This window comes from Niallia sp. RD1 (assembly GCF_024219955.1).
Taxonomy (GTDB): Bacteria; Bacillota; Bacilli; order Bacillales; family Cytobacillaceae; genus Niallia; species Niallia alba.
Map to the genome: position 1 here is coordinate 398,310 of NZ_CP100420.1, position 19,392 is coordinate 417,701.

At 35.5% G+C, this 19,392-nt stretch carries 23 protein-coding genes and 1 pseudogene; 2 read left to right on the forward strand and 22 right to left on the reverse strand.

Annotated features, from left to right (window positions below; all coding sequences use genetic code 11):
* Positions 1 to 471: 471 nt before the first annotated feature.
* Positions 472 to 1,641 (forward strand): glucose-1-phosphate adenylyltransferase, encoded by a 1,170-nt coding sequence (locus NKG37_RS01990; RefSeq protein WP_302183230.1) that lies wholly within the window; start codon positions 472 to 474, stop codon positions 1,639 to 1,641.
* 90 nt (positions 1,642 to 1,731) lie between these two features.
* Here NKG37_RS01990 and NKG37_RS01995 read toward each other — a convergent pair whose 3' ends face one another.
* The 5 genes from NKG37_RS01995 to flaG form a co-directional block, all read right to left on the reverse strand.
* Positions 1,732 to 2,493, reverse strand: a complete 762-nt coding sequence (locus NKG37_RS01995) for a transposase (RefSeq protein ID WP_254415705.1) — start codon at positions 2,491 to 2,493, stop codon at positions 1,732 to 1,734.
* Between the two features lie 200 nt (positions 2,494 to 2,693).
* Positions 2,694 to 3,029 carry a flagellar protein FliT gene (locus tag NKG37_RS02000; protein WP_254415706.1) on the reverse strand — a complete coding sequence of 112 codons (336 nt, stop codon included), beginning with the start codon at positions 3,027 to 3,029 and terminating at the stop codon, positions 2,694 to 2,696.
* Positions 3,029 to 3,430, reverse strand: coding sequence for a flagellar export chaperone FliS (fliS, locus tag NKG37_RS02005; protein ID WP_254415707.1), 402 nt, complete (start codon positions 3,428 to 3,430; stop codon positions 3,029 to 3,031). The genes NKG37_RS02000 and fliS overlap by 1 nt, the downstream gene beginning before the upstream one ends.
* A 19-nt stretch (positions 3,431 to 3,449) precedes the next feature.
* Positions 3,450 to 4,958: a flagellar hook-associated protein 2 gene (locus NKG37_RS02010; RefSeq protein ID WP_254415708.1), complete on the reverse strand. Its 1,509-nt coding sequence runs from the start codon at positions 4,956 to 4,958 to the stop codon at positions 3,450 to 3,452.
* A 15-nt stretch (positions 4,959 to 4,973) separates the two neighbouring features.
* Entirely contained in the window at positions 4,974 to 5,321 is a 348-nt protein-coding gene (flaG, locus tag NKG37_RS02015; RefSeq protein ID WP_016203469.1) for a flagellar protein FlaG, read from the reverse strand.
* Between the two features lie 178 nt (positions 5,322 to 5,499).
* On the opposite strand from flaG, the gene NKG37_RS02020 reads away from it, so the two are divergent.
* On the forward strand, positions 5,500 to 6,489 hold the full coding sequence (locus NKG37_RS02020) for an endonuclease (RefSeq protein WP_254415709.1): 990 nt from the start codon (positions 5,500 to 5,502) through the stop codon (positions 6,487 to 6,489).
* A 43-nt stretch (positions 6,490 to 6,532) separates the two neighbouring features.
* On the opposite strand, the pseudogene NKG37_RS02025 reads toward NKG37_RS02020, so the two are convergent.
* The 17 genes and pseudogenes from NKG37_RS02025 to NKG37_RS02110 form a co-directional block, all read right to left on the reverse strand.
* A pseudogene (locus NKG37_RS02025) lies at positions 6,533 to 6,646 on the reverse strand (flagellin); the annotation flags it as partial.
* A gap of 347 nt (positions 6,647 to 6,993) precedes the next feature.
* Positions 6,994 to 8,061: a flagellin N-terminal helical domain-containing protein gene (locus tag NKG37_RS25975; protein ID WP_302183204.1), complete on the reverse strand. Its 1,068-nt coding sequence runs from the start codon at positions 8,059 to 8,061 to the stop codon at positions 6,994 to 6,996.
* Between the two features lie 233 nt (positions 8,062 to 8,294).
* Positions 8,295 to 8,516, reverse strand: coding sequence for a carbon storage regulator CsrA (gene csrA, locus NKG37_RS02040; RefSeq protein ID WP_212117533.1), 222 nt, complete (start codon positions 8,514 to 8,516; stop codon positions 8,295 to 8,297).
* A 4-nt stretch (positions 8,517 to 8,520) separates the two neighbouring features.
* Positions 8,521 to 8,970 carry a flagellar assembly protein FliW gene (gene fliW, locus NKG37_RS02045; RefSeq protein ID WP_254415710.1) on the reverse strand — a complete coding sequence of 150 codons (450 nt, stop codon included), beginning with the start codon at positions 8,968 to 8,970 and terminating at the stop codon, positions 8,521 to 8,523.
* 13 nt (positions 8,971 to 8,983) lie between these two features.
* On the reverse strand, positions 8,984 to 9,571 hold the full coding sequence (locus NKG37_RS02050; RefSeq protein WP_254415711.1) for a DUF6470 family protein: 588 nt from the start codon (positions 9,569 to 9,571) through the stop codon (positions 8,984 to 8,986).
* 98 nt (positions 9,572 to 9,669) lie between these two features.
* Positions 9,670 to 10,560 (reverse strand): flagellar hook-associated protein FlgL, encoded by an 891-nt coding sequence (gene flgL / locus NKG37_RS02055; RefSeq protein WP_254415712.1) that lies wholly within the window; start codon positions 10,558 to 10,560, stop codon positions 9,670 to 9,672.
* 11 nt (positions 10,561 to 10,571) lie between these two features.
* On the reverse strand, positions 10,572 to 12,119 hold the full coding sequence (gene flgK, locus NKG37_RS02060; protein ID WP_254415713.1) for a flagellar hook-associated protein FlgK: 1,548 nt from the start codon (positions 12,117 to 12,119) through the stop codon (positions 10,572 to 10,574).
* Positions 12,120 to 12,132: 13 nt separating this feature from the next.
* Positions 12,133 to 12,627, reverse strand: a complete 495-nt coding sequence (locus tag NKG37_RS02065; RefSeq protein ID WP_169189134.1) for a flagellar protein FlgN — start codon at positions 12,625 to 12,627, stop codon at positions 12,133 to 12,135.
* 26 nt (positions 12,628 to 12,653) lie between these two features.
* Complete coding sequence (flgM, locus tag NKG37_RS02070) at positions 12,654 to 12,920, reverse strand: flagellar biosynthesis anti-sigma factor FlgM (protein ID WP_101729348.1); 267 nt, start codon at positions 12,918 to 12,920, stop codon at positions 12,654 to 12,656.
* A 203-nt stretch (positions 12,921 to 13,123) separates the two neighbouring features.
* Entirely contained in the window at positions 13,124 to 13,522 is a 399-nt protein-coding gene (locus NKG37_RS02075) for a TIGR03826 family flagellar region protein (RefSeq protein ID WP_101729349.1), read from the reverse strand.
* A gap of 12 nt (positions 13,523 to 13,534) precedes the next feature.
* Entirely contained in the window at positions 13,535 to 14,227 is a 693-nt protein-coding gene (locus tag NKG37_RS02080) for a ComFC family protein (RefSeq protein WP_254415714.1), read from the reverse strand.
* The gene (locus tag NKG37_RS02085) at positions 14,224 to 15,720 is read right to left on the reverse strand and encodes an ATP-dependent helicase ComFA (RefSeq protein WP_254415715.1); all 1,497 of its coding nucleotides are present in this window, start codon (positions 15,718 to 15,720) and stop codon (positions 14,224 to 14,226) included. The genes NKG37_RS02080 and NKG37_RS02085 overlap by 4 nt, the downstream gene beginning before the upstream one ends.
* The gene (locus NKG37_RS02090) at positions 15,720 to 16,715 is read right to left on the reverse strand and encodes a nuclease-related domain-containing protein (protein ID WP_254415716.1); all 996 of its coding nucleotides are present in this window, start codon (positions 16,713 to 16,715) and stop codon (positions 15,720 to 15,722) included. The genes NKG37_RS02085 and NKG37_RS02090 overlap by 1 nt, the downstream gene beginning before the upstream one ends.
* 309 nt (positions 16,716 to 17,024) lie before the next feature.
* Positions 17,025 to 17,186, reverse strand: a complete 162-nt coding sequence (locus tag NKG37_RS02095) for a hypothetical protein (RefSeq protein WP_254415717.1) — start codon at positions 17,184 to 17,186, stop codon at positions 17,025 to 17,027.
* A gap of 161 nt (positions 17,187 to 17,347) precedes the next feature.
* Positions 17,348 to 18,187 carry a DegV family protein gene (locus NKG37_RS02100; protein ID WP_254415718.1) on the reverse strand — a complete coding sequence of 280 codons (840 nt, stop codon included), beginning with the start codon at positions 18,185 to 18,187 and terminating at the stop codon, positions 17,348 to 17,350.
* Between the two features lie 149 nt (positions 18,188 to 18,336).
* Positions 18,337 to 18,486: a sporulation histidine kinase inhibitor Sda gene (gene sda, locus NKG37_RS02105; RefSeq protein WP_205835652.1), complete on the reverse strand. Its 150-nt coding sequence runs from the start codon at positions 18,484 to 18,486 to the stop codon at positions 18,337 to 18,339.
* A 162-nt stretch (positions 18,487 to 18,648) separates the two neighbouring features.
* Entirely contained in the window at positions 18,649 to 19,335 is a 687-nt protein-coding gene (locus NKG37_RS02110) for a response regulator (RefSeq protein ID WP_016205197.1), read from the reverse strand.
* Between the last annotated feature and the right edge of the window lie 57 nt (positions 19,336 to 19,392).

The window sequence follows — 19,392 nt, forward strand, 5'->3', positions numbered from 1 at the left end:
TGTATATAAAGATCTATACAATAACTCCTTTTTTTAAAAACATTTCGACATAATCTATGAGAAGAAGCCTATATTCCTAATGATAAATGGAATTATGAGTAACTCTTATCCATTATATGTCGAGTTTTAGCGAAATTAATCAGAATTTTTTTACAATTCATTGTTTTATATTTGCTACAATGAACACATTAAGAATTTAACCTGGAGGTAAAAGAATGAGTGAGAAAATCTTACAAAACCAACCTGAATTAGAATTAAAAGAAATGGAAGAGGAAGAATACTATTACAAGCTCTGGGAAGATGATCGTTTATAAACCGAAATAGATCTACTTGATAAGAAAAAATCAAGAACATTTGCTTTTCCAAGAGATGTTCTTAAAATTTGAAAACTTTCTGGAAATATAAGTAATATATTACTTTCTTTTGAATTTCTAACTAATGAACTTTTGACAACGCATACTGGAGGGATCTATTTTGAATAAGAAATGTATTGCAATGCTATTGGCTGGCGGAAGAGGGACAAGATTAAAAAAACTAACAGAAGAATTAGCAAAACCAGCAGTACCCTTTGGAGGAAAATATCGTATTGTTGACTTTACATTAAGTAACTGCCGTAATTCAGGTATAGATACAGTTGGTGTATTGACACAATACCAGCCACATGTACTGCAAAATTACATTAAAGACGGAAAAGATTGGGATTTGGACAGCAGAGATGGCGGACTTAGCATCCTCCCTCCATACCAATGTGGTACTGAAGAGCGCTGGTATGATGGTACAGCCCATGCTATTTATCAAAATATATCCTATATTGACCAGTATAACCCGGATTATGTTCTTGTTATTTCTGGTGACCATATTTATAAAATGGATTATAATCTAATGCTACAACAGCATATAAAAACAGGGGCAGATGCAACGATTTCAGTTACGGAAGTTCCTTGGGCGGAAGCTAGCCGATTCGGCATCATGAACACAGATAGCACGAATAATCGCATTGTCGATTTTGAAGAAAAACCATCTAACCCAAAATCGAATTTAGCTTCAATGGGTGTTTATATTTTCAAATGGAAAACGCTTAAAAACTATCTGCAAAAAGAAGAAAAAAATGAATTATCTTCAAAAGATTTTGGGAAAGATATTATTCCTGCTATGCTGACAGATAACCGCAAATTACACGCTTATACATTTAAAGGTTACTGGAAGGACGTTGGGACAATCGACAGCTTCTGGGAAGCAAATATGGACTTATTATCGAAGGAAAGCAATATCTTTCTAAATGACAAAGACTGGACCGTATTCACCCACGAACAGTGCTTTGCCCCATCCTATATTGAATCATCCGCTACCGTAAAACGCTCCATTATAAGTGAAGGCTGCGAAATTTATGGAACAGTAGAAAACTCCGTCATCTTCAATGATGTCATTATCGGAAAAGGATCCCTCGTAAAAGATTCTGTACTCCTTCCTGGAACCGTTATCGGTGAAAATGTAGTCATCGAAAAAAGTGTAACAGCTTGTAAGGTGACTATTGAGGATCATAGTATTATTGCTCCTGAAGACGCAGATTCGGAGATTGTGTTCATTGGGGAGAGTATGGAGAATAAGCAGAGTCGTGTTGGGTTGTCGAGGGTGATTTGAATTGGGACAGTGGGGTCAGGTTCCTTGTCCCATTAGGGTGGCTAATTTAGATATTAGCCACCCTTTCTACTTTTGATGAAACTAATATGCTTATTTTGCACGCTGAACAACACTTTTGGATATTCCGGTTATCCTTGCAACTTGTCTAATAGTTACCCCTTCTATTTCTTTCAGCCTCTTTAATAATTTATCTCTTTCTTTTTTATTCATTTGCTGTAGGCTAGAACTATTTGGTATTCCTAAACTCCTCATTATCTCTAAAACTTCTTGATCAGCAATCTTAACAGAGTTTTTGACTTCTAAACAATTTTCTTTATTAAGATCACAAGTATATGCTTTAAATAATTCTAATGCTTTCTTCTCATCGTGTGAAAAGAGTTGAAGAGCCAGTTCTGTATCAACCAAATTAGGTTTATCAAGATACTCCCTTATGCTAGTCCATTTACAATTCAAAACACTCTTTGACACACCAGCTTTTAGAGGATTTTGATGAATATATCGAAGCACTGTTAGAAAGTATCTCACTTCTTCAACGGTCTCACTCTTAAATCGCCCCTCAAATAAATGGCCACTCCTTTCATATTTTGCATTATACCAATGGACATAACTGGAGCTAATTCTCTTCACTATATCTGAAATAGATTCATCTGTTTCTTTACATAAAAGATGGATGTGATTATCCATCAAGCAATAACCATATAACTTATACTTACTAATCTCCTTATATCTTTTTAATATTTTTAAGTATTGGATTTTATCACCGTTATCTTCAAAAATAATTTGCCTATTAATACCTCTTATAATAATGTGATAAATACCATTAACACTCTTTTTCCTTGGATTTCTTGCCAATAAGCACCACCTCTATACAATAACTAAATTTACTCATGAAAATTTGTTCGTTTTAAGGAAATAGTTTGTGGAAGGATTAATCATGTGGAAAAGAAGGAGAAAAAAAGAAATAACTATACCTAATTATTTCAACAAAAATAAAGCTAATCCTCTAACTAAATAGAAAAAAAGTGGGACAAGGAACCTGTCCCCTTGACCCACTACTTACGTTTATCGTAAAACATGCCATCCGTTTGCAAAGATTGATATGGATTTACATATTTTTGATTGGATGTTTTTTTATATTCTAAGCCTCGTAATTCTTTTTGAATGGATTGCTTTTCCTTTTGCAGCAATGCAAACAATTCTTTATCTTGTTGTAAGAGAGCCTGTCCGATTTTCTTTTCGGTTTCTGTAGTTGGTGGCGTTAGAAGTGTCAAGCAAACCTGCCTCTGATCGAGAAGCTGATTAACTTTCTCCGTATCTACTTCCGCTTCTCCCTTTAACAGCTCCACTAATTCATTCGTAATCGCATAGCATTGCTTTAATGCTTCCATTATGCTTGGCCGCCCTGACCATGCTGCTTTTGACGGTTAAGGACAATTGCTTCTTTCCAAGTATCACGAAATTCTGTTACGAGAGATTCTACTTCCTCGATAATTTCTATGTTATTCTCAATATTCGCTTTTATAAGCTGACGATTCATATAATCATACAAAGTCATCAAATTTTGTGAAATCGCAATATCCATATTTAAGGTTACCATTAATTCTTTAATGATATTCTGTGATTTTTGGATATTCGTATTTCGAGTTGGAATGTCTTTATCTTGTATTGCTTTTTTGGCTAAATGTAAAAATTTCAGACAGCCGTTATATAGCATTAATGTCAAATCCCCAGCAGATGCAGTGTTTACTGAGTTTTGCTGATAAGATTGATAAGGATTAGAAATGGCCATTTTTTAAATCTCCTTTTTATTAAGAACTGAACATATTCATTAAATATGATGACTGACTGTTTGCTTTGTTAATTGCAGATTCCATTGCTGTAAAACGAGCCCAATAACGATTTTCGACTGATGTCAGTCTATCTTCAAAACGAGTAATTTGGTCTGCATAGTTATTTAAAACTTTACCTAACGTGAAAGTATTATTTACACTAGTAGATTTCCCAGCTTTTGCGGTAATATCAGTCATAGCTGTTTTTAAGGTATCTCTTAAACGACGTGCAATCCCCTGTTCAGAACTCGTTGCTCCATCCTTTTGAAATAGCTCATAAACAGCGTTTGGATTAGCAGAAATTGCTGCTTTTAGTTTATCTTCGTCAATCGTTAGCTTCCCACCATCTAAGTAATTTGAGGTAGTCGTAATCCCAATTTGAGATAATTGTGAATAAGTAGATGTTCCACTCACCGGAGAGCTAAAATTAGAACGCATTTTCGTTAAAACATTCGTTAAAATGGAATCACTTTTTAGCGTACCACTCTTCGCCATCTTTTCCCACTTTTCAATGTCTACTTCTTCCATATCCTTTTTTTGTGCATCTGTTAGTGGTGGATAATCACGGTACTTTGTTTCAGTTGTTTTGGCACGAATCTTTTCCACTGCTTCGTTATATTTATTAACGAATTGTGTTATTGTGTCTAAAATACCATCGACATCAGGTGTAGAAGAAAATGTTACTGCTTCTGTTGTTACTTTTTTGGCAGTGAACTCTACTCCGTTTATGGTAAAGGTGTTGGATGGACGGGTGATATTAAGACCGTTATAGGTTATATCAGCGTTTGATCCCTTTGTTCCTGAACCGTTATTAAATGCTCTATCATTATCAGTGTTTACTTTTAATATATCATTAAAAAATTTGTTTCCTGAAGAACCGTCATCCTCAAGAATTATTTCCGCTCCTTCAGAATTATCTCCCGTATTTTTTGCTGTAAATGAGATTTTTTTACTATTATTATCAAAAAAAGCAGTTACACCAGAATCTTTGTTTATTTTTGCAATAATACTGTCTAATGTATCTTCAGAAGTAATTTCTACTTTGAATGCTTCTTCTTGCAGCTTTCCATCCTTTGTAATAGCCTTAATTGTAATTGTTTGCCCTACTAAACCTGTAAGTTTCTCTGAGGAATTAGTAATATCAGTCTTTTCTTTACTTTGCATAGTTGCAGCAGTAGCCAACTTATTAATTGACATCGATCCAGAAAAATCAATCGTAGAATTCACATTTTTAACTGAAAGTGCATCTGAATTAGAAATAGCAACTGTTTTTTTAATAAAACTAGCTTGCTTTGATACTCCATTAAAAATAGTATTATCTAAATCTAGCAACAAGGAATTCATCTCTCGATAGTCATCTCGCTGCCATTCTGTATATGTCTTTTTCTGATTTATCTTATCTAGTGGTACCCGCTCTGCTGTCATCAACTGTTCAACAAGGCTATCAATATCCATTCCACTAGCTAAACCACCAATTCTTAATACCATCTTAATTCACCTCTTTTATATCTTTTCATCAATCACTAAGCCCATAAATTCCTTCATCGCTGCATACATATCGAGCATTTTCTTAGAAGGAATCTCGCGGACAACTTCTTTCGTATCATCATCAATAACTGTTACATAATAATCATTTAATTTTTCATGAAGCTCAAATTTCAAGGAAGTATGTGAAGGTTGCATAAAAGCATTCATACTTTCAATTACTTCGTTTAATTGCTGTTTGTTTGGTTTTGGACCATAAAGCTGTAACTGAGGATCCATACTATCTAATTTTTTTTCGATACCATTAGTGTTTTCCGCTTGTCTAGGTGTGTAGATATTATGTTGGGAACCAATCCGTTCAATCATAAATTATCCCCCTGTGAATGCATCTAGAATTTTATATTTTTTATATCGGTTAAATAGTGAAAGATTTAAGAAATATTACCGAAAGATTGCTTAAAGGGATAATATTACTAGTTTAATAGGGATAAATGACCTATAATATAATAGAACGTATATTCTTTTCGAAAGGATAATGATGATATTGGATAAATACGCTAGTATAGAAAATGAATTTTCTTATGAGGGATTATGCATGATAACAGGGAAACTTCTTGGGGATGGCAACTTATTTCAATCGCCTGGAAGACAAGCTAGATTTCGTTTTAGTCATCGAATGGAGGATAAAGAATGGACTTATCATTGTTATCATGAACTAAAACAATGTATACCTTTAGTTATGCCTAAATACAGAAAAATAGTAGATCCTAGAATTTCAGCTGGCTATACAGAACATTATTATTCACAATCAAGAAACAGCAAGTATTTTTCTGAGTTAATGAATATTTGGTATCCACAAGGTAAAAAAATCCTTCCATTTACATTCTTAGAGAGATACCTAAATGTTTTAGCCCTTGCATGGTTTTATCAAGATGATGGATGTTTAATAATGAAAGATTCAAAAATAAAAAAGATTATCTTATCTACCGAATGCTTTAGTATGGAAGAAAACAAATTGTTAGCCCAATTAATTTACCAAAAGTTTCATATACAATTTTCTCAAGATAAACAAAATAGACTACTTCTTTATGATCAAAAGCAGATACTATATTTTTTACATATGATAGATCCATATTTACACTCCTGTATGAATAGAAAAAGGAGAGTAGCTCTTTTTCTCCCTTCTAAATTACCTGATAAACGAACAACGATAAAACTTCCACTATCCATAACTATAAAATGTCCTACAGAAGAAATCTATCAAATTCTAAATACACTTCCAAACCTACTATCATTAATTAAGTCTAAAAACGGATATAGAAATTTATTTATAAACGACTATTTTTTAGAGAATTTTACTAATACGAAGAAAAGCTATCAAATTATTATTAAAGGAGAGCATAGGGACTTATTAGAAGAATGTAATTATATTAGTGGTTTAAACAATAGCCAAATTACTGAACTTTGCTACCGAATAAATAAAATGAGTGAGAAAGAAATTAGTAACCTATTAAATCAACAAACTACTAAATAAAGAGATATCAGAAAAACTGATATCTCTTTAAAAAAACTCACTATTAACGTAATAATTGAAGAACACCCTGCGGCTGTTGGTTTGCTTGAGCCAACATAGCTTGTGCTGCTTGAGAAAGAATAGAATTCTTAGTTTGTGCCATCATTTCTTTCGCCATCGTGCGAACATTTACTTTCATAAATGACTAGACTATATCTTCACCCTCTAATATTTCTAGTAGGGGTCGGGCACTTCGGATTCACAATACTGATGTATATTGTTTTACCTATGGATTTCATCATCATAGCTTCAGCCTTAGATGGTTTATCCTAGTCGTTGAACCTTCTCCACTTTTTCAAGTAAGGAGCTTGGCTGCTGATTGCCCAATCTTTTCTTTTTTCACACATTCACGCCTACCATTTCTAGTTACGTTGTAGTAAGAAAAGCTCTAAGAGTTTTCCAGCAATTCACCCGATCGTAATCTCTAGCCGTTACCAGCTAGGACGACTGTGCTTGTTACTGCATTTATGCAGCAAAAGCATAATCAACGTCACGGACACGAGATTCCGCAGCAGTTAAGTTTTCAGAAGACGTACTTAAATTATTAATAGTGTGGTCTAATCTATTTTGATATGCACCTAATTTTGATCTTTCAGCAGAAACTGATTGAATTGCTGTATTAATCGTTTTAATAGCATCTGATGCTGCTGTTTGACTTGAAATATTTATTCCTTTAGTTGTATCCACTTCAAGTTCAGTACTAGTTGTTGTATCATCCCCAACTGTTGCTAGTTCATCAAGATCGCCACCTTCTACTGCAGTTGCAACTACATGTCCTTTTCCTGCTGCATTAATAGCATCTAAAACATCTTGTTGCTTAGCAGTGATATCTCCTCCTGCTTGAGCTAATGTAATGGTTATTGTTTTATTTTCCTCATCTAGTAAAGCAGTTGTTTTATCAATAGCTGCCCCATTAACATCAGTTTCAGCAGCTGTAAATTTAACAGTATATTCTTCACCTTTATCGTTTCTGATTTGAATAGCAGCATTACCATCTAGAGCAGTATTTTCACCAGTTTGTCCTACAACTCCTAGGTTTTGAGCATCCATATTATTTATTGTTAATTTGATATTTTGTCCTTCATTCGCACCAATGTGGAATGTTACATCTTTTGCATCACCGTTAATCAGCTTTTTTGTATTAAATTCTGTATTTTCGGCAATTCTTGTAATTTCTTGAGATAATTGGTCAACTTCTTTTTGTAATTCTGCACGATCATCATCCGTATTTGTATCGTTAGATGATTGAACAGCTAATTCACGCATACGTTGCAGAATATCAGTAGTTTCGCTTAAAGCACCTTCAGCAGTTTGGATTAAAGAAATACCGTCTTGTGCGTTACGAGTAGCTTGATCTAATCCACGAATTTGTCCGCGCATTTTTTCAGAAATTGCAAGACCTGCCGCATCATCAGAAGCGCTGTTGATACGTAGACCAGAAGATAATTTCTCCATTGATTTGCTTTGTGCGTTTGTTGCGCTGTTTAACTTGTTGTAAGTGTTAAGAGCAGCAATATTATGATTGATTCTCATTGTTTGTTTTCCTCCTTGAATTTAGGTGTTCACATCCTTGTGAACATGATAGTTTGATAGGAGTTAGGAAGGTCGGCCGCCCTTCCCCCTCTTACTTTATATATCGTCTTTACTTTTCAAAGGTTTAATAGTTTTTTTATTTTTTTATAAAAAAATTTTAGAGAAATAGTTTAATGGTGTATAAAGAGCAAATAAAAAGCATAGCCTGGGCTACGCCATTTTATTAAATAATTTCAATTCTTTCCTTTAAACAAATTCATAACCGTAGCCACATCTGCTGATGCCTGTTGATTTTCTGCAATGATTTCTTCGTATACCTCTTTGCGATATATCTCTACATTTTTCGGAGCTGAAATACCAATTTTTACTTGTTCTCCCTTAGCTGCAACAATAGTGATTTCAATATCATCCCCAATTTTTATTACCTCACCTTTTTTCCGTGTAAGAACTAACATCGAATCACCCCTTCACCAATGTTGGTTTTGATTTATCAAATAACGGGTGTTTTGTGTGATAATTTGGTTCATTTAAAATTACTTGTTTTGCCATGTTTTTCTTATTATTAATTATTATTGGTGCTTGCAAGTTGGCAGTTGTTTTTTCAAATGGATCATGAACAGTTAAAATAGAGAAAACAAAAATATCTTCTTCTGATTCAATTTCTAATAACTCAACAATATATTCTTCTAATGAAAAATCATACTCTTTAAAAAAAGTAAATGGATTCGAAAGTACAAAAGCTAATTGCTGATTTTCCAATGATTGAAGAACGTTAAATTGCCCATCATCATCAAGAGGTAAAAGAACAAATTCCTTTTCGTCAGGAAATCCAGGAATAGCTTGTGGAAAAGTAATCACTTCTTTTTCTTGTATTTCTTTTTCACCATGATACTTCGTCGCAATTTTCACTTATATCATTCCTTTATATGTATTGTTCATAGTTTACCCCAATATACTTTAAATTTTCAAAATCTATCTTTAAAGATGGATACTGTGCTAGTTGTACATTTACTTTAGAAGGAGTGTAATTCACTTCTGGATTATTTATTGTACTGTTAATGATTGTTTTTTTCGGTTCAACTGAAATATTTACTTCGCCTGGATCATAACTAATTTGCACACTATTTGGAGACGGAATCCATCCTAGGCCAAATTGCTTTGGAGCTCCTTGACTATTTCTTTTCGCTTGTGCAGCGATGGGATTCCCACCATTTTGAATTTGTAGCAATTCATTTCGCTCTTGCCCTCTTCTTGCTATCCCTTCCAAAACTGCCTGCCTTCCTTCTGCAGCAGCATCTTCAATCATTCTTGGCACACTTTTAAATCCAACATCTTCTCTAGCCTTTGTTTGATCAATCGTCAATTGAGACGGTCTTCTTTCAATTGTTAGTTCTGCTTTCGGCTGTTCTATCTCCAAATCAGCCTGTTTCTGTTGAATCTCTAATGATCCTTTATCTACCCACATATCCAAACGCGCTGGCGTCGATTGTAATCTAATTTGCGGAAACATATTTTCACACCCTTCTATACATTTATTAACAAGGAACTATTAAAAAAGGAGCCAAACCATCAGACCAAAACAATAGTCAGGCTTGCCTCCTTCTATTTTTATCGTAAGAAATCAATTAAAGACGTTTGAATCAATCGTGCACCAACTGCTAATGCTGCATTATGCACACTTTCTTGAACAGATAAATTAGTGATCGCTTTTTCCATATCGACATCTTCATTATCAGAAAGTACCTTTGTTGCCATTACTTCCTGAGCATCTATTCTTGCTTCAACCATTTCCAATCGATTAGAACGAGCACCAAGCTCCGCTCTCTCTCTATTCATCGAATTAATAACTCCGTCTAAACGTCCTAATAAATCATCTAAACCTTCTGTATCATTACTATTAAACTTATCTTCAATTCCTTGTAGTACATCAAACATTTCTTGATTAAATGTACTAGAAGGACTTACGTTTGCTTTCATCGTAATTCCTTGAGAAACTTCTACCCCGTAACTATCAATTGCTGGGTCATTAATATTAGCTGCAACAGTTGGTGGTGTACCATTTGTCACTAAAGGATTGGATACATCTGTTCCATGGAAAATGTATTTTCCATTAATTTGTGTATTAGCAACATTCACTAAATCATCTTTAATCTGAGCAATTTCTTTTGCAATTGCTGCTCTTTCATCCGTATCATTTGTACCATTTTTCCCTTGAAGTAAAAGCTCACGAACACGGTCAAGCCCACTCGTAGCTTGCTCAAGACCAGCTTCAGAGTTATCCATCCACAAATGAAGCTCGGAAAGATTTCGTTTATACTGTTCCACTTGATTTAAATTGGAACGGAAGTACATTCCTTTCATTGCAACGACTGGATCGTCAGATGGTTTTGTTATTTTTTTACCGGTTGCAACTTGGTTATTTAGTTCAGCTAATTTATTGTAGCTACTGCTAATATTGCGAAGGGAATTCGCTGATACCATTGATTGTGTGACACGCATTATTTATTCACCTATCTTCCAACGACGCCCATGCCGTTTATAATCTTATCTAGCAATTCATCCATTACCGTTATCATTCTTGCCGATGCATTATATGCTTGCTGGAATTGAATCATATTCGTCATTTCCTCATCTAATGAAACAGAGCTAACACTCATTCGTCTATTATCAACCGTTTGCTGAAGTGTTGCAGAATTGGCAGCCATCTTATTTGCTTCTTGTGCGCTTACTGCCATACTTCCGATAACCCCTTCAAAATAGTTGCGGAAATTTGACTGCTCTGAATTATTACCATAATCATATTTGTTATTGATGATTTCTGCTAATTTACTCACATAGGTTGCATCACCAAGTGTTGGATTTGAAGGATCTGCATTTGTGATATTATCCAAGCTGTTTCGAATATCCTGTGAAATCGTCATTCTGCTCGCAAAGCCATTGCGGTCCGTAATGCTACCATCTGCACTTTCCGAATCGGCAAAGAAAGAAATCGCTTTGTCGCCATCTTTTATTTCATTCGGGCTTAGTCCTTCTTCATGCACCTTGTTAAATTCTGTTGCAAAAGTATATGCTAGATTGTCTAATTCTTTTAACATATCATTAAAAGTCCCAGCTAATTCGCCATTTTGATCTACATATCCATACGATTCTACTACACTCTTTAATTTTCCAGTAGAGTTAAAGTTATTAATGTCAACTACTGTATCTCCGATTGAAATAGACTGAACAGCTGTATCATCTGCATTGCTGTTTATCTTTACTTGTTTAGCACCATCTTTATCAACCAATGTTCCTAGAGCATTCCCTTTATCATCTACTAAAGTAACAATTGCTTTTCCTTCTGCTTGTGCTAATGCATTTCCGCCTGGAGCTTCGTAGCTTACTTTGATATTCGCAAACTTTGATAGTTCATCTAGTAAACCGTCTCTTTTATCATATAAATCATTGGGCAAATAGCCATTTGGCTCAATACTGCCAATTTGCTTATTTACTTGGTCAATTTGTGAAAGCAATGTATTTATTTCTTTTTCAGCTACACTTAATTCATTTTTTGCATCTGCTTTTTCTGCAGAAACAGTTTGATGTAAATAATTAAATGTTTCTGCTACTGCAATCCCACGCTGGCGCACTACTGCACGAGCACCAGCATTTTGCGGATCAACTGCCATGTCCTGAAGTGACTTCCAGAAAGAATCCATCGCTGCAGATAAACCAGAGTCAGACGGCTCATTCAAAATGGTTTCTAAATTGCTTAATGCTGCGGAGCGATTTTCCCAGTAGCCGAGCTTGCTCGCTTCAGATCGATACTGTGTATCAAGGAATGTTTCTCTTACACGCACAACTGCCCCTGCTACAACGCCAGTTCCCATTTGCCCCGGCATTTTCGGTGCATTTGTCCCTACAGATGGAAAACTTTCTGATTGCTGTAAATCGACTCTTTGACGAGTGTAGCCTAAAGTATTTGCATTAGCGATGTTATTTCCGGTTGTATATAAAGCACCTTGTTGTGCTGTTATTCCTCTTCTTGCGGTTTCTAATCCCATAAACGTTGAAGCCATTTTATTTCCCCCATTATGCCTTTATATTTAATAAGCTGTTTCCTTGTTTTCCAATTGCGTTCGTTTGAATATTATTGCCGCTCGGCTTACCGTAATTAATGCTTTTCTGCGTCGGCTTTAATAAATTTAAGGAAACATTGACAAATTGCATGGATTGTTGAAGAAGCTGTTGATTCAATGAATTTGTTTCTGCTAAATTCATGATAATTTCTTTCAGATGATTGGCAATTTCCGATACTTTCTCTGCATCTTGTGAATCAAGAAACTTTACGCAATCCATCACTGTAGGATCTGGAATAGTTGGAACCATTCGTTTAGAGATAGTAACCCTTGCTTCTTCCAGTTTTTGTATGCTCATAATATGAGCTTGTTCATCCTTCATAATTTGCTTGAGGGCGTCCATATCGCCAATCTTAATTGCTTCTGTCTTCTTTTTTGCTACTTCATGTAAACTTTGATGTAACTTCACAAGCTTGTCCAGTGTCTGTATTAATAATGTTGCTGACATGTTAGCCCTCCTTTTTTATGAATGGATTAGTTTTTGGAATAAAAGTTTAAGATGCTTTTTGCTACATCTTGCGGATTTACTTCATATGTTCCGTTTTGTACTTGTTTTTTCAATGCATCGATTTTTTCCGTGCGCGCAGCAGAAACTTGGGAAACTTGCTGTAATTCTTTCGCAGCCGCAGAGATTTCAACTTTATCTGCTCCTTTTGTTCCTTCCGCTTTATTGGATTGGTCGACTTTGTTTACTTTTTTATATGGATTAATGCCCTGTGTTCCATAATTATTAATTTTCATTGTGTACTCCTCGCTTTCTTTCCCGTACAAGTTTTATTCTTATTACTAGTATCGGATGATTAGCGTTTTATTTAATCATTTCCTTTAATTTTTATAAAAATACGTCAAAATAACTACTTTCCCAATCATATGTGTGAGTATATTCCTAGAGGGGATTTTAGGTTGTAGGTTTAACGCCGAACGAGTTCGGCGCTTGTTTGGAATTAACGTGTAAAATAGGTAGTCCTTTTTTTAAGCTCTTTTTGTCTTTCTTCTTCTTGTTCGACTGCATGCAAGTCATTTTTTATCCCCGTTAAACAAGAATTACAAAGCTTGCCTTCACGAATAATCGTACCGCACTGCGCGCAAGGATAGCCAAGGTTCGGAAATTGAGCGAGCTTAATTCTGCCTTTTTTGATAAATTTATAAATCAGCGTTCTCTCTACGCCCGTTGCTTCCACTACTTCATCCATTTGCGCTGTTCGATTCTGCTTTTTGCGAATAAATTGATAGACTTTTTCAAAATCCGCTTCTTCTTGTTTATAGCATTTTAGACACACATCGCGAATATTATTTAGCACATAAATATCGCCACATTGTGGGCAATTCCCTAGTTCTGCCACCAAAATTCCTCCTCATCTTGCAATTGTAAAGGAAGAGATGGACTTTGCTCCCGCTTCCTTTAATAATTTTGCTGCACTCCGTAACGTTGCACCTGTAGTATATATATCGTCCACAAGAAGAATATCTTGAGCAATTATCGACTCTTTCTTCTCTAGTTTAAATATATTTTCTATTTGCAAGCGTTCTTGTCTTGTTTTTTTCGATTGTTTTTCGCTATGTATGCGCACAAGACAATTAGTGTAAGGGATTTTCGTATAAAAAAGAACAGCCTCTACTTGATTAAATCCTCTCTCATACAAGCGTTCCTCACTTAATGGAATGGGCACAACTATCTTATTTTCCCCTAAATCCTTCGGTAAAAAAGAAACGAAGGCAGAAGCTAAGCGAAAGTCTCCTCTATATTTAAATCGAGCAATTGTCTCTTTCAAAAAATCATTATATAAAAATAACGACTGATTCGATTGCAATATACCTTTCCATTCATTTAGTTCTTCCCACTTTTGGCAATCGCGGCATACCCTATCTTTAACATGTCTAGTCTCCAGCATTTGAAGAGATCGACCACATACTTGGCACATCTCCCCTTTAATCACTTCTAATTTCCCCTTGCAATCTGCACATAAATAACATTCTGGCTCTCTTGAGAAAAGATAAGTCCAATTAAATTCTGGGGTTACTGGAGCTAAGCAAATCGCACAAATCATCGAAGCATCCCCCTTTCTCTTGCTTCTTTATTACTTTTCATAATTTGTTTTCGTGCTGAAACCATACTGTTTGTTTTTCCAAAATGAAAAAAAGTAATCGTTCCATCCGGAAATTCTTTTTTCCTGCCTACCCTTCCTGAAATCTGAACAAGAGCACTTTCGGTAAAAATTTGATTTTCGGCCCCTAACACCGCAACATCTACATTAGGAAAAGTTACCCCTCTTTCTAAAATGGTTGTCGTGATAAGCAAGTCCACTTTTTTATCACGCATTTTCCGGACCTTTTCTTTTCTATTAGGATCTTCTGCGTGAACAGTTTCTAAGCTACTTATAATTGGTTGTAAGAGCGTTTTTATTTTTTCCATATAATAAATTTTCGGCACAAATAAAAGCATTGGTTTCTTCTCGGGAACTCGTTCATGAATCCATTTAATAAGTGTGGCAGGTAACTTTTCCTTACTTAATCCTTTTTCCCAATTTCCACACCACTGAAAAGTAGGAACTGGTAAAGGGTATTGATGAAAACGAGCAGGGATGGTGACGAAGGGAATCTTCTTTTGTCTACATTTTTCTTGCCAAGCTTTATCAGGGGTTGCTGTTAAATAGATAAGTGTCGAGTGTTCTTTTCTCGCTTTCTGTACAGCATATTGAAGGGATGTATCAACTGAATAGGGGAAAGCATCCATTTCGTCCAAAATGACGAGATCAAATGCTTGTTGAAAACGAAAAAGCTGGTGTGTTGTGCTTATCGTTAGGGGACTATATAGATGACGATCTTCACTGCCGCCATAAACAGGAAGAACCTTTATGTCTGGAAAAACCTCCTGCAATCTAGGGGCCAATTCGAGGACAACATCTGTGCGAGGGGTTGCAATACATACTCGTTGGTTTTGCTTTAATGCTTTTTCGATCCCTTTAAAAAGTATCTCCGTTTTTCCAGCTCCACACACCGCCCAAATAAGTAGTTCAGATTGGTCTTCGATAATTGCCTCCATTTTATCAGATGCCTCTTGCTGTCCTGGTGATAATGTTCCGCTCCATTGTAGCGCAATTTCTGAAGTTTCTTGAATTAATTTAGGTCCATTCCAAGTAATTAATGGAGTACATTCACTAATTCTCCCCATCATGATGCAGTTCCGACAATAGGTACATGTTTCTTGACATCTCGCACATGGAAAACTTGCAAACAGCTGCTGATTCTCATTACCACATCGCTTACAGCTATATTTATTGCGAGTATTTTTATCAATGCCTTGCATGTAGGAACAATATCCATTTTTGTAATGTGCTTGGATTTCTTCTTCTGAAAAAGGCAGTTCATTTAGTAGTAATGCTTTACCTTGAAGAGTAGCTTGGAGTTGGGGATTAAATGGATAAGCACTATTAAGTGGGGGCGTTAAGAGCAGATTTGGTGAAGCATTCGAAATTCGAAAAGAGTGAGGGGGATTACTTTTAGTGGGGATTAATATATTGTCCTTTTGATAAAATCGCATTATTTTCCTCCTAATTCTGATTTAAATAGTTTTAAGGGTAAGTGATGGACAGTCATTTTTCCTGCTCCAGTCACTTTTAAGTTTAATTTCGCTAGTATTCTGGAAGCAGTGTAAATAGAATCTATTTGTAAAAATTCCCTGAGTTGAGAATTGGTGATTTGCTCCCCGAAAAGAAAGTAATAATCTTTTAAAGTTGGGATCATCACTTGATTTGTCTTGTGTTTGCAACCAAGGCAATACCAATGTTGCATATGTTTTTTCATTAAAAATTGGTTGCAACATTCGCATTTCACTCCGGATATGATATCTGCTTTATTAACTTGATACTTTTGCAGAATATCCGTATCTAAAGGAGTGTTCTTTTTCTTTAAGCATTTGATTAATTTCTTCCTTTCATCTGCTGGGAGGAAGGATGCTTTAAAAGATAAAGTAAGTTTAGGAATTAATTCTGGCAAATACTCTTTATGAATTATGATATTTTTAAAGGTTTGAATTTGAGGAGGGGATAAACGTAAAATCGATTTGGGATTACTAAATACAACGAGAGAGTAAATCGGAATAGCAGGAAATTGATTGGCTAGTAACCAGCCTTCAAGTTGTCTCTTTAATCTGTTTACTTGAATAATAGGGTCCGGAAAGGCCTCTTTTTCCTCTCCTTTTATTCGTGTCATTTGATGCAAATCAATATCAAAGTACAGTTCACCTACTATGTTTTTCACTTCAAGAATTAGGGCATATTTTGCATGAAGAATTAATACATCAATTTGAAAAAAATGTTTTCCATCCCATAGACGTAAATCATGAAGAATAAAGTAGTCCTCATCTGGTAAAAAACTAAGTGGGAAGTCTACAGCTTTCTCCCCCCTGTAGCCTGCCAATTTTCTTTGATAATCCTGATTTATTAAAGAAATATTAGGATGATGGGCTCTAATTCTGGAAAGTAAAGCTTCTAATTGAAGCGCTCGATATGGATATTCAATTGGTTTTACAATCAACTGATCACTTCCTTTCATTTTTATACTGTTTATTCTATACTTTGGCTTGAATTCCTGCATATTTCATAAAAAATTACGAACGTTAATATAATCTGTGCTTTCTGATATGAGTGGTAGCAATCTTAGTTGCCGTTTTACAGTTTTTACTTGCGACTTTTCCACTTTTACTTGCGACTTTCACTTCTTTACTTGCGACTTCTCTACTTTTACTTGCGACTCTGCACTTTACTTGCAACTTTCACTCTTTTACTTGCCACTTCCCCACTTTTACTTGCGACTTTCACTCCTTTACTTGCGACTTCTCTACTTTTACTTGCGACTCTGCACTTTACTTGCAACTTTCACTCTTTTACTTGCGACTTTCACTTCTTTACTTGCGACTTCTCTACTTTTACTTGCGACTTTCACTCCTTTATTTGCAACTTCTCTACTTTTACTTGCGACTCCCCACTTTACTTGCGACTTCCCCACTTTTACTTGCAACTCCTCCACTTTTCCTTGCGACTTTCACCTTTTACTTGCGACTTTCACCTTTTACTTGCGACTCCCCACTCCTTTACTTATGATCAACCAACCCCCATCAAAAAAACCCCGGTTCTCATCAAGAACCGGGATCTCTCTAACACAACCTATTATCTCTTCTTCATCCACCCAAGCCCCATAGACCCCTCACCTAAATGAGTTCCAATTACGGCACCAAAGTAGCTTAAGGAGAATTCAATATTCGGAAATTCTTGCTCTAGTTCTGCTTTCCATTCTTTTGCTTCTTCTTCGCGATTAGCATGGATAATGACAGCATAGTAGCTGTCTCCGTTTGTTGCTTCGCGTAAAAGTTCCACAATGCGCTTCATTGCTCTTTTTTTTGTGCGGATTTTTTCAAATGGGACGATTAGTTTATCCTTGAAATGTAGCAACGGTTTTACTTGCAGGAGACTTCCTATGATTGCTTGGGCGCTTGAAAGGCGTCCTCCGCGTTGGAGATTGGACAGATCATCTACCATAAAGTAGGCGTGGCTTGTTTCTTTTAATTCATCTAGAATTGGCATAATTTCTGCTGCTGTTTTGCCTACACGGACTAATTTCGCTGCTTCAATGGCATAGAATCCTTGAACCATGCAGCTCACTTCTGTATCAAAAGCAAATACATTAATTCCCTCTACCATGTCTCCCGCAGAGATGGCGCCTTGATAAGTACCGCTAATTCCGCTTGATAAGTGGATACTAATTACTTCATCATAATTCTCGGAGAGTTTTTCAAATAGCTCCACAAATTTTCCAATTGATGGCTGAGAAGTAGTAGGCAGCTCCTTTGTTTTAATTTCTTCATAAAATTCGGATGCTGTTAATTCTTTTTCTTCTTCATACACTTCTGACCCAAGAATGACCGTCAATGGAATCATATGTATATCGTACTTCTCCCTTACATCTTTAGGGATATAAGCCGTACTATCTGTAACAATAGCTGTTTTCATCCAATTAGTTACCTTCCTTATCTATTCGTTTGTATTCCATTTTAACTAAAAAAGAGTTTATTTGCATTATATATTAACTCTATTATAATGCACAAAAAGAGGAATTTATATGGAATTTTAATAGGCAAGAAAATATTATAACAGATTTTTTACTTTTGAGGTTGATTCGGAATGGGAATTTCTCTTCTCTTTAATTCTACAAAGAGGAGCAGGATGAATTCTTCGGCGAGTTCTAATTTTATCGCTTCTAAATATGCTTCTATTAGGGTGTGATCAGGAAGTCTCTTGATTCCATTCATTGGAATTCCTCCTATCATCTTCTTTACCAATATCTTATCAATAATCCTAGGTAAAAACACCTAATTCACTTACAATATTATGACAATTCCACAAACTACTGTAAGGACAAATAAAAAAGGAGCTCCTTAAACCAACTAGTGATTCAGGTAGCACCTTTCCTATTAACGAACTTCTACCCAACCGTTTTTAATAGCAACAACAACTGCTTGCGTACGGTCGTTTACATTCATTTTTTGTAAAATATTACTTACATGGTTTTTAACCGTTTTTTCACTAATAAATAATGCCTCGCCGATTCCTCTATTACTTTTACCATCTGCAAGAAGCTGTAAGACTTCACATTCACGTCTAGTTAATAAATGTAATGGTCTTCTAATTTCTACAACTTGTACATGGTGTTCATCAGAGTTTGCATTTTCTAATGCTAGACGACGATATTCATTTACTAGGTTATGGGTTACTTTCGGATGTAAATAGGAACCTCCGTCAGCTACTACTTTAACCGCTTCAATAAGTGCATCTGCATCCATTTCTTTTAGTAGATAACCGCTAGCACCTGTTTTTAATGCATGGGTTACGTAGTTTTCATCATCATGAATGGATAGAATGATAACCTTTGTATCAGGAAATTTCTCTAACAATTGTCTTGTTGCCTCTACTCCATTAATTGTAGGCATATTTATATCCATAATTGTTACGTCTGGTTGGTATTCTTCAATTAGCTGAATAGCTTGTGTACCGTCATCCCCTTCAGCTACGACTTCGAAACTCGATTCGAAGTCGAGAATTCGTTTTACCCCTTCTCTAAACAATTGGTGATCATCAATAATAACTATCTTAGTAGTCAACTGCTCCGCCTCCCTTATTTTCTTTAGGCTCTTTTCGAATAATAATACGTTTTGCTA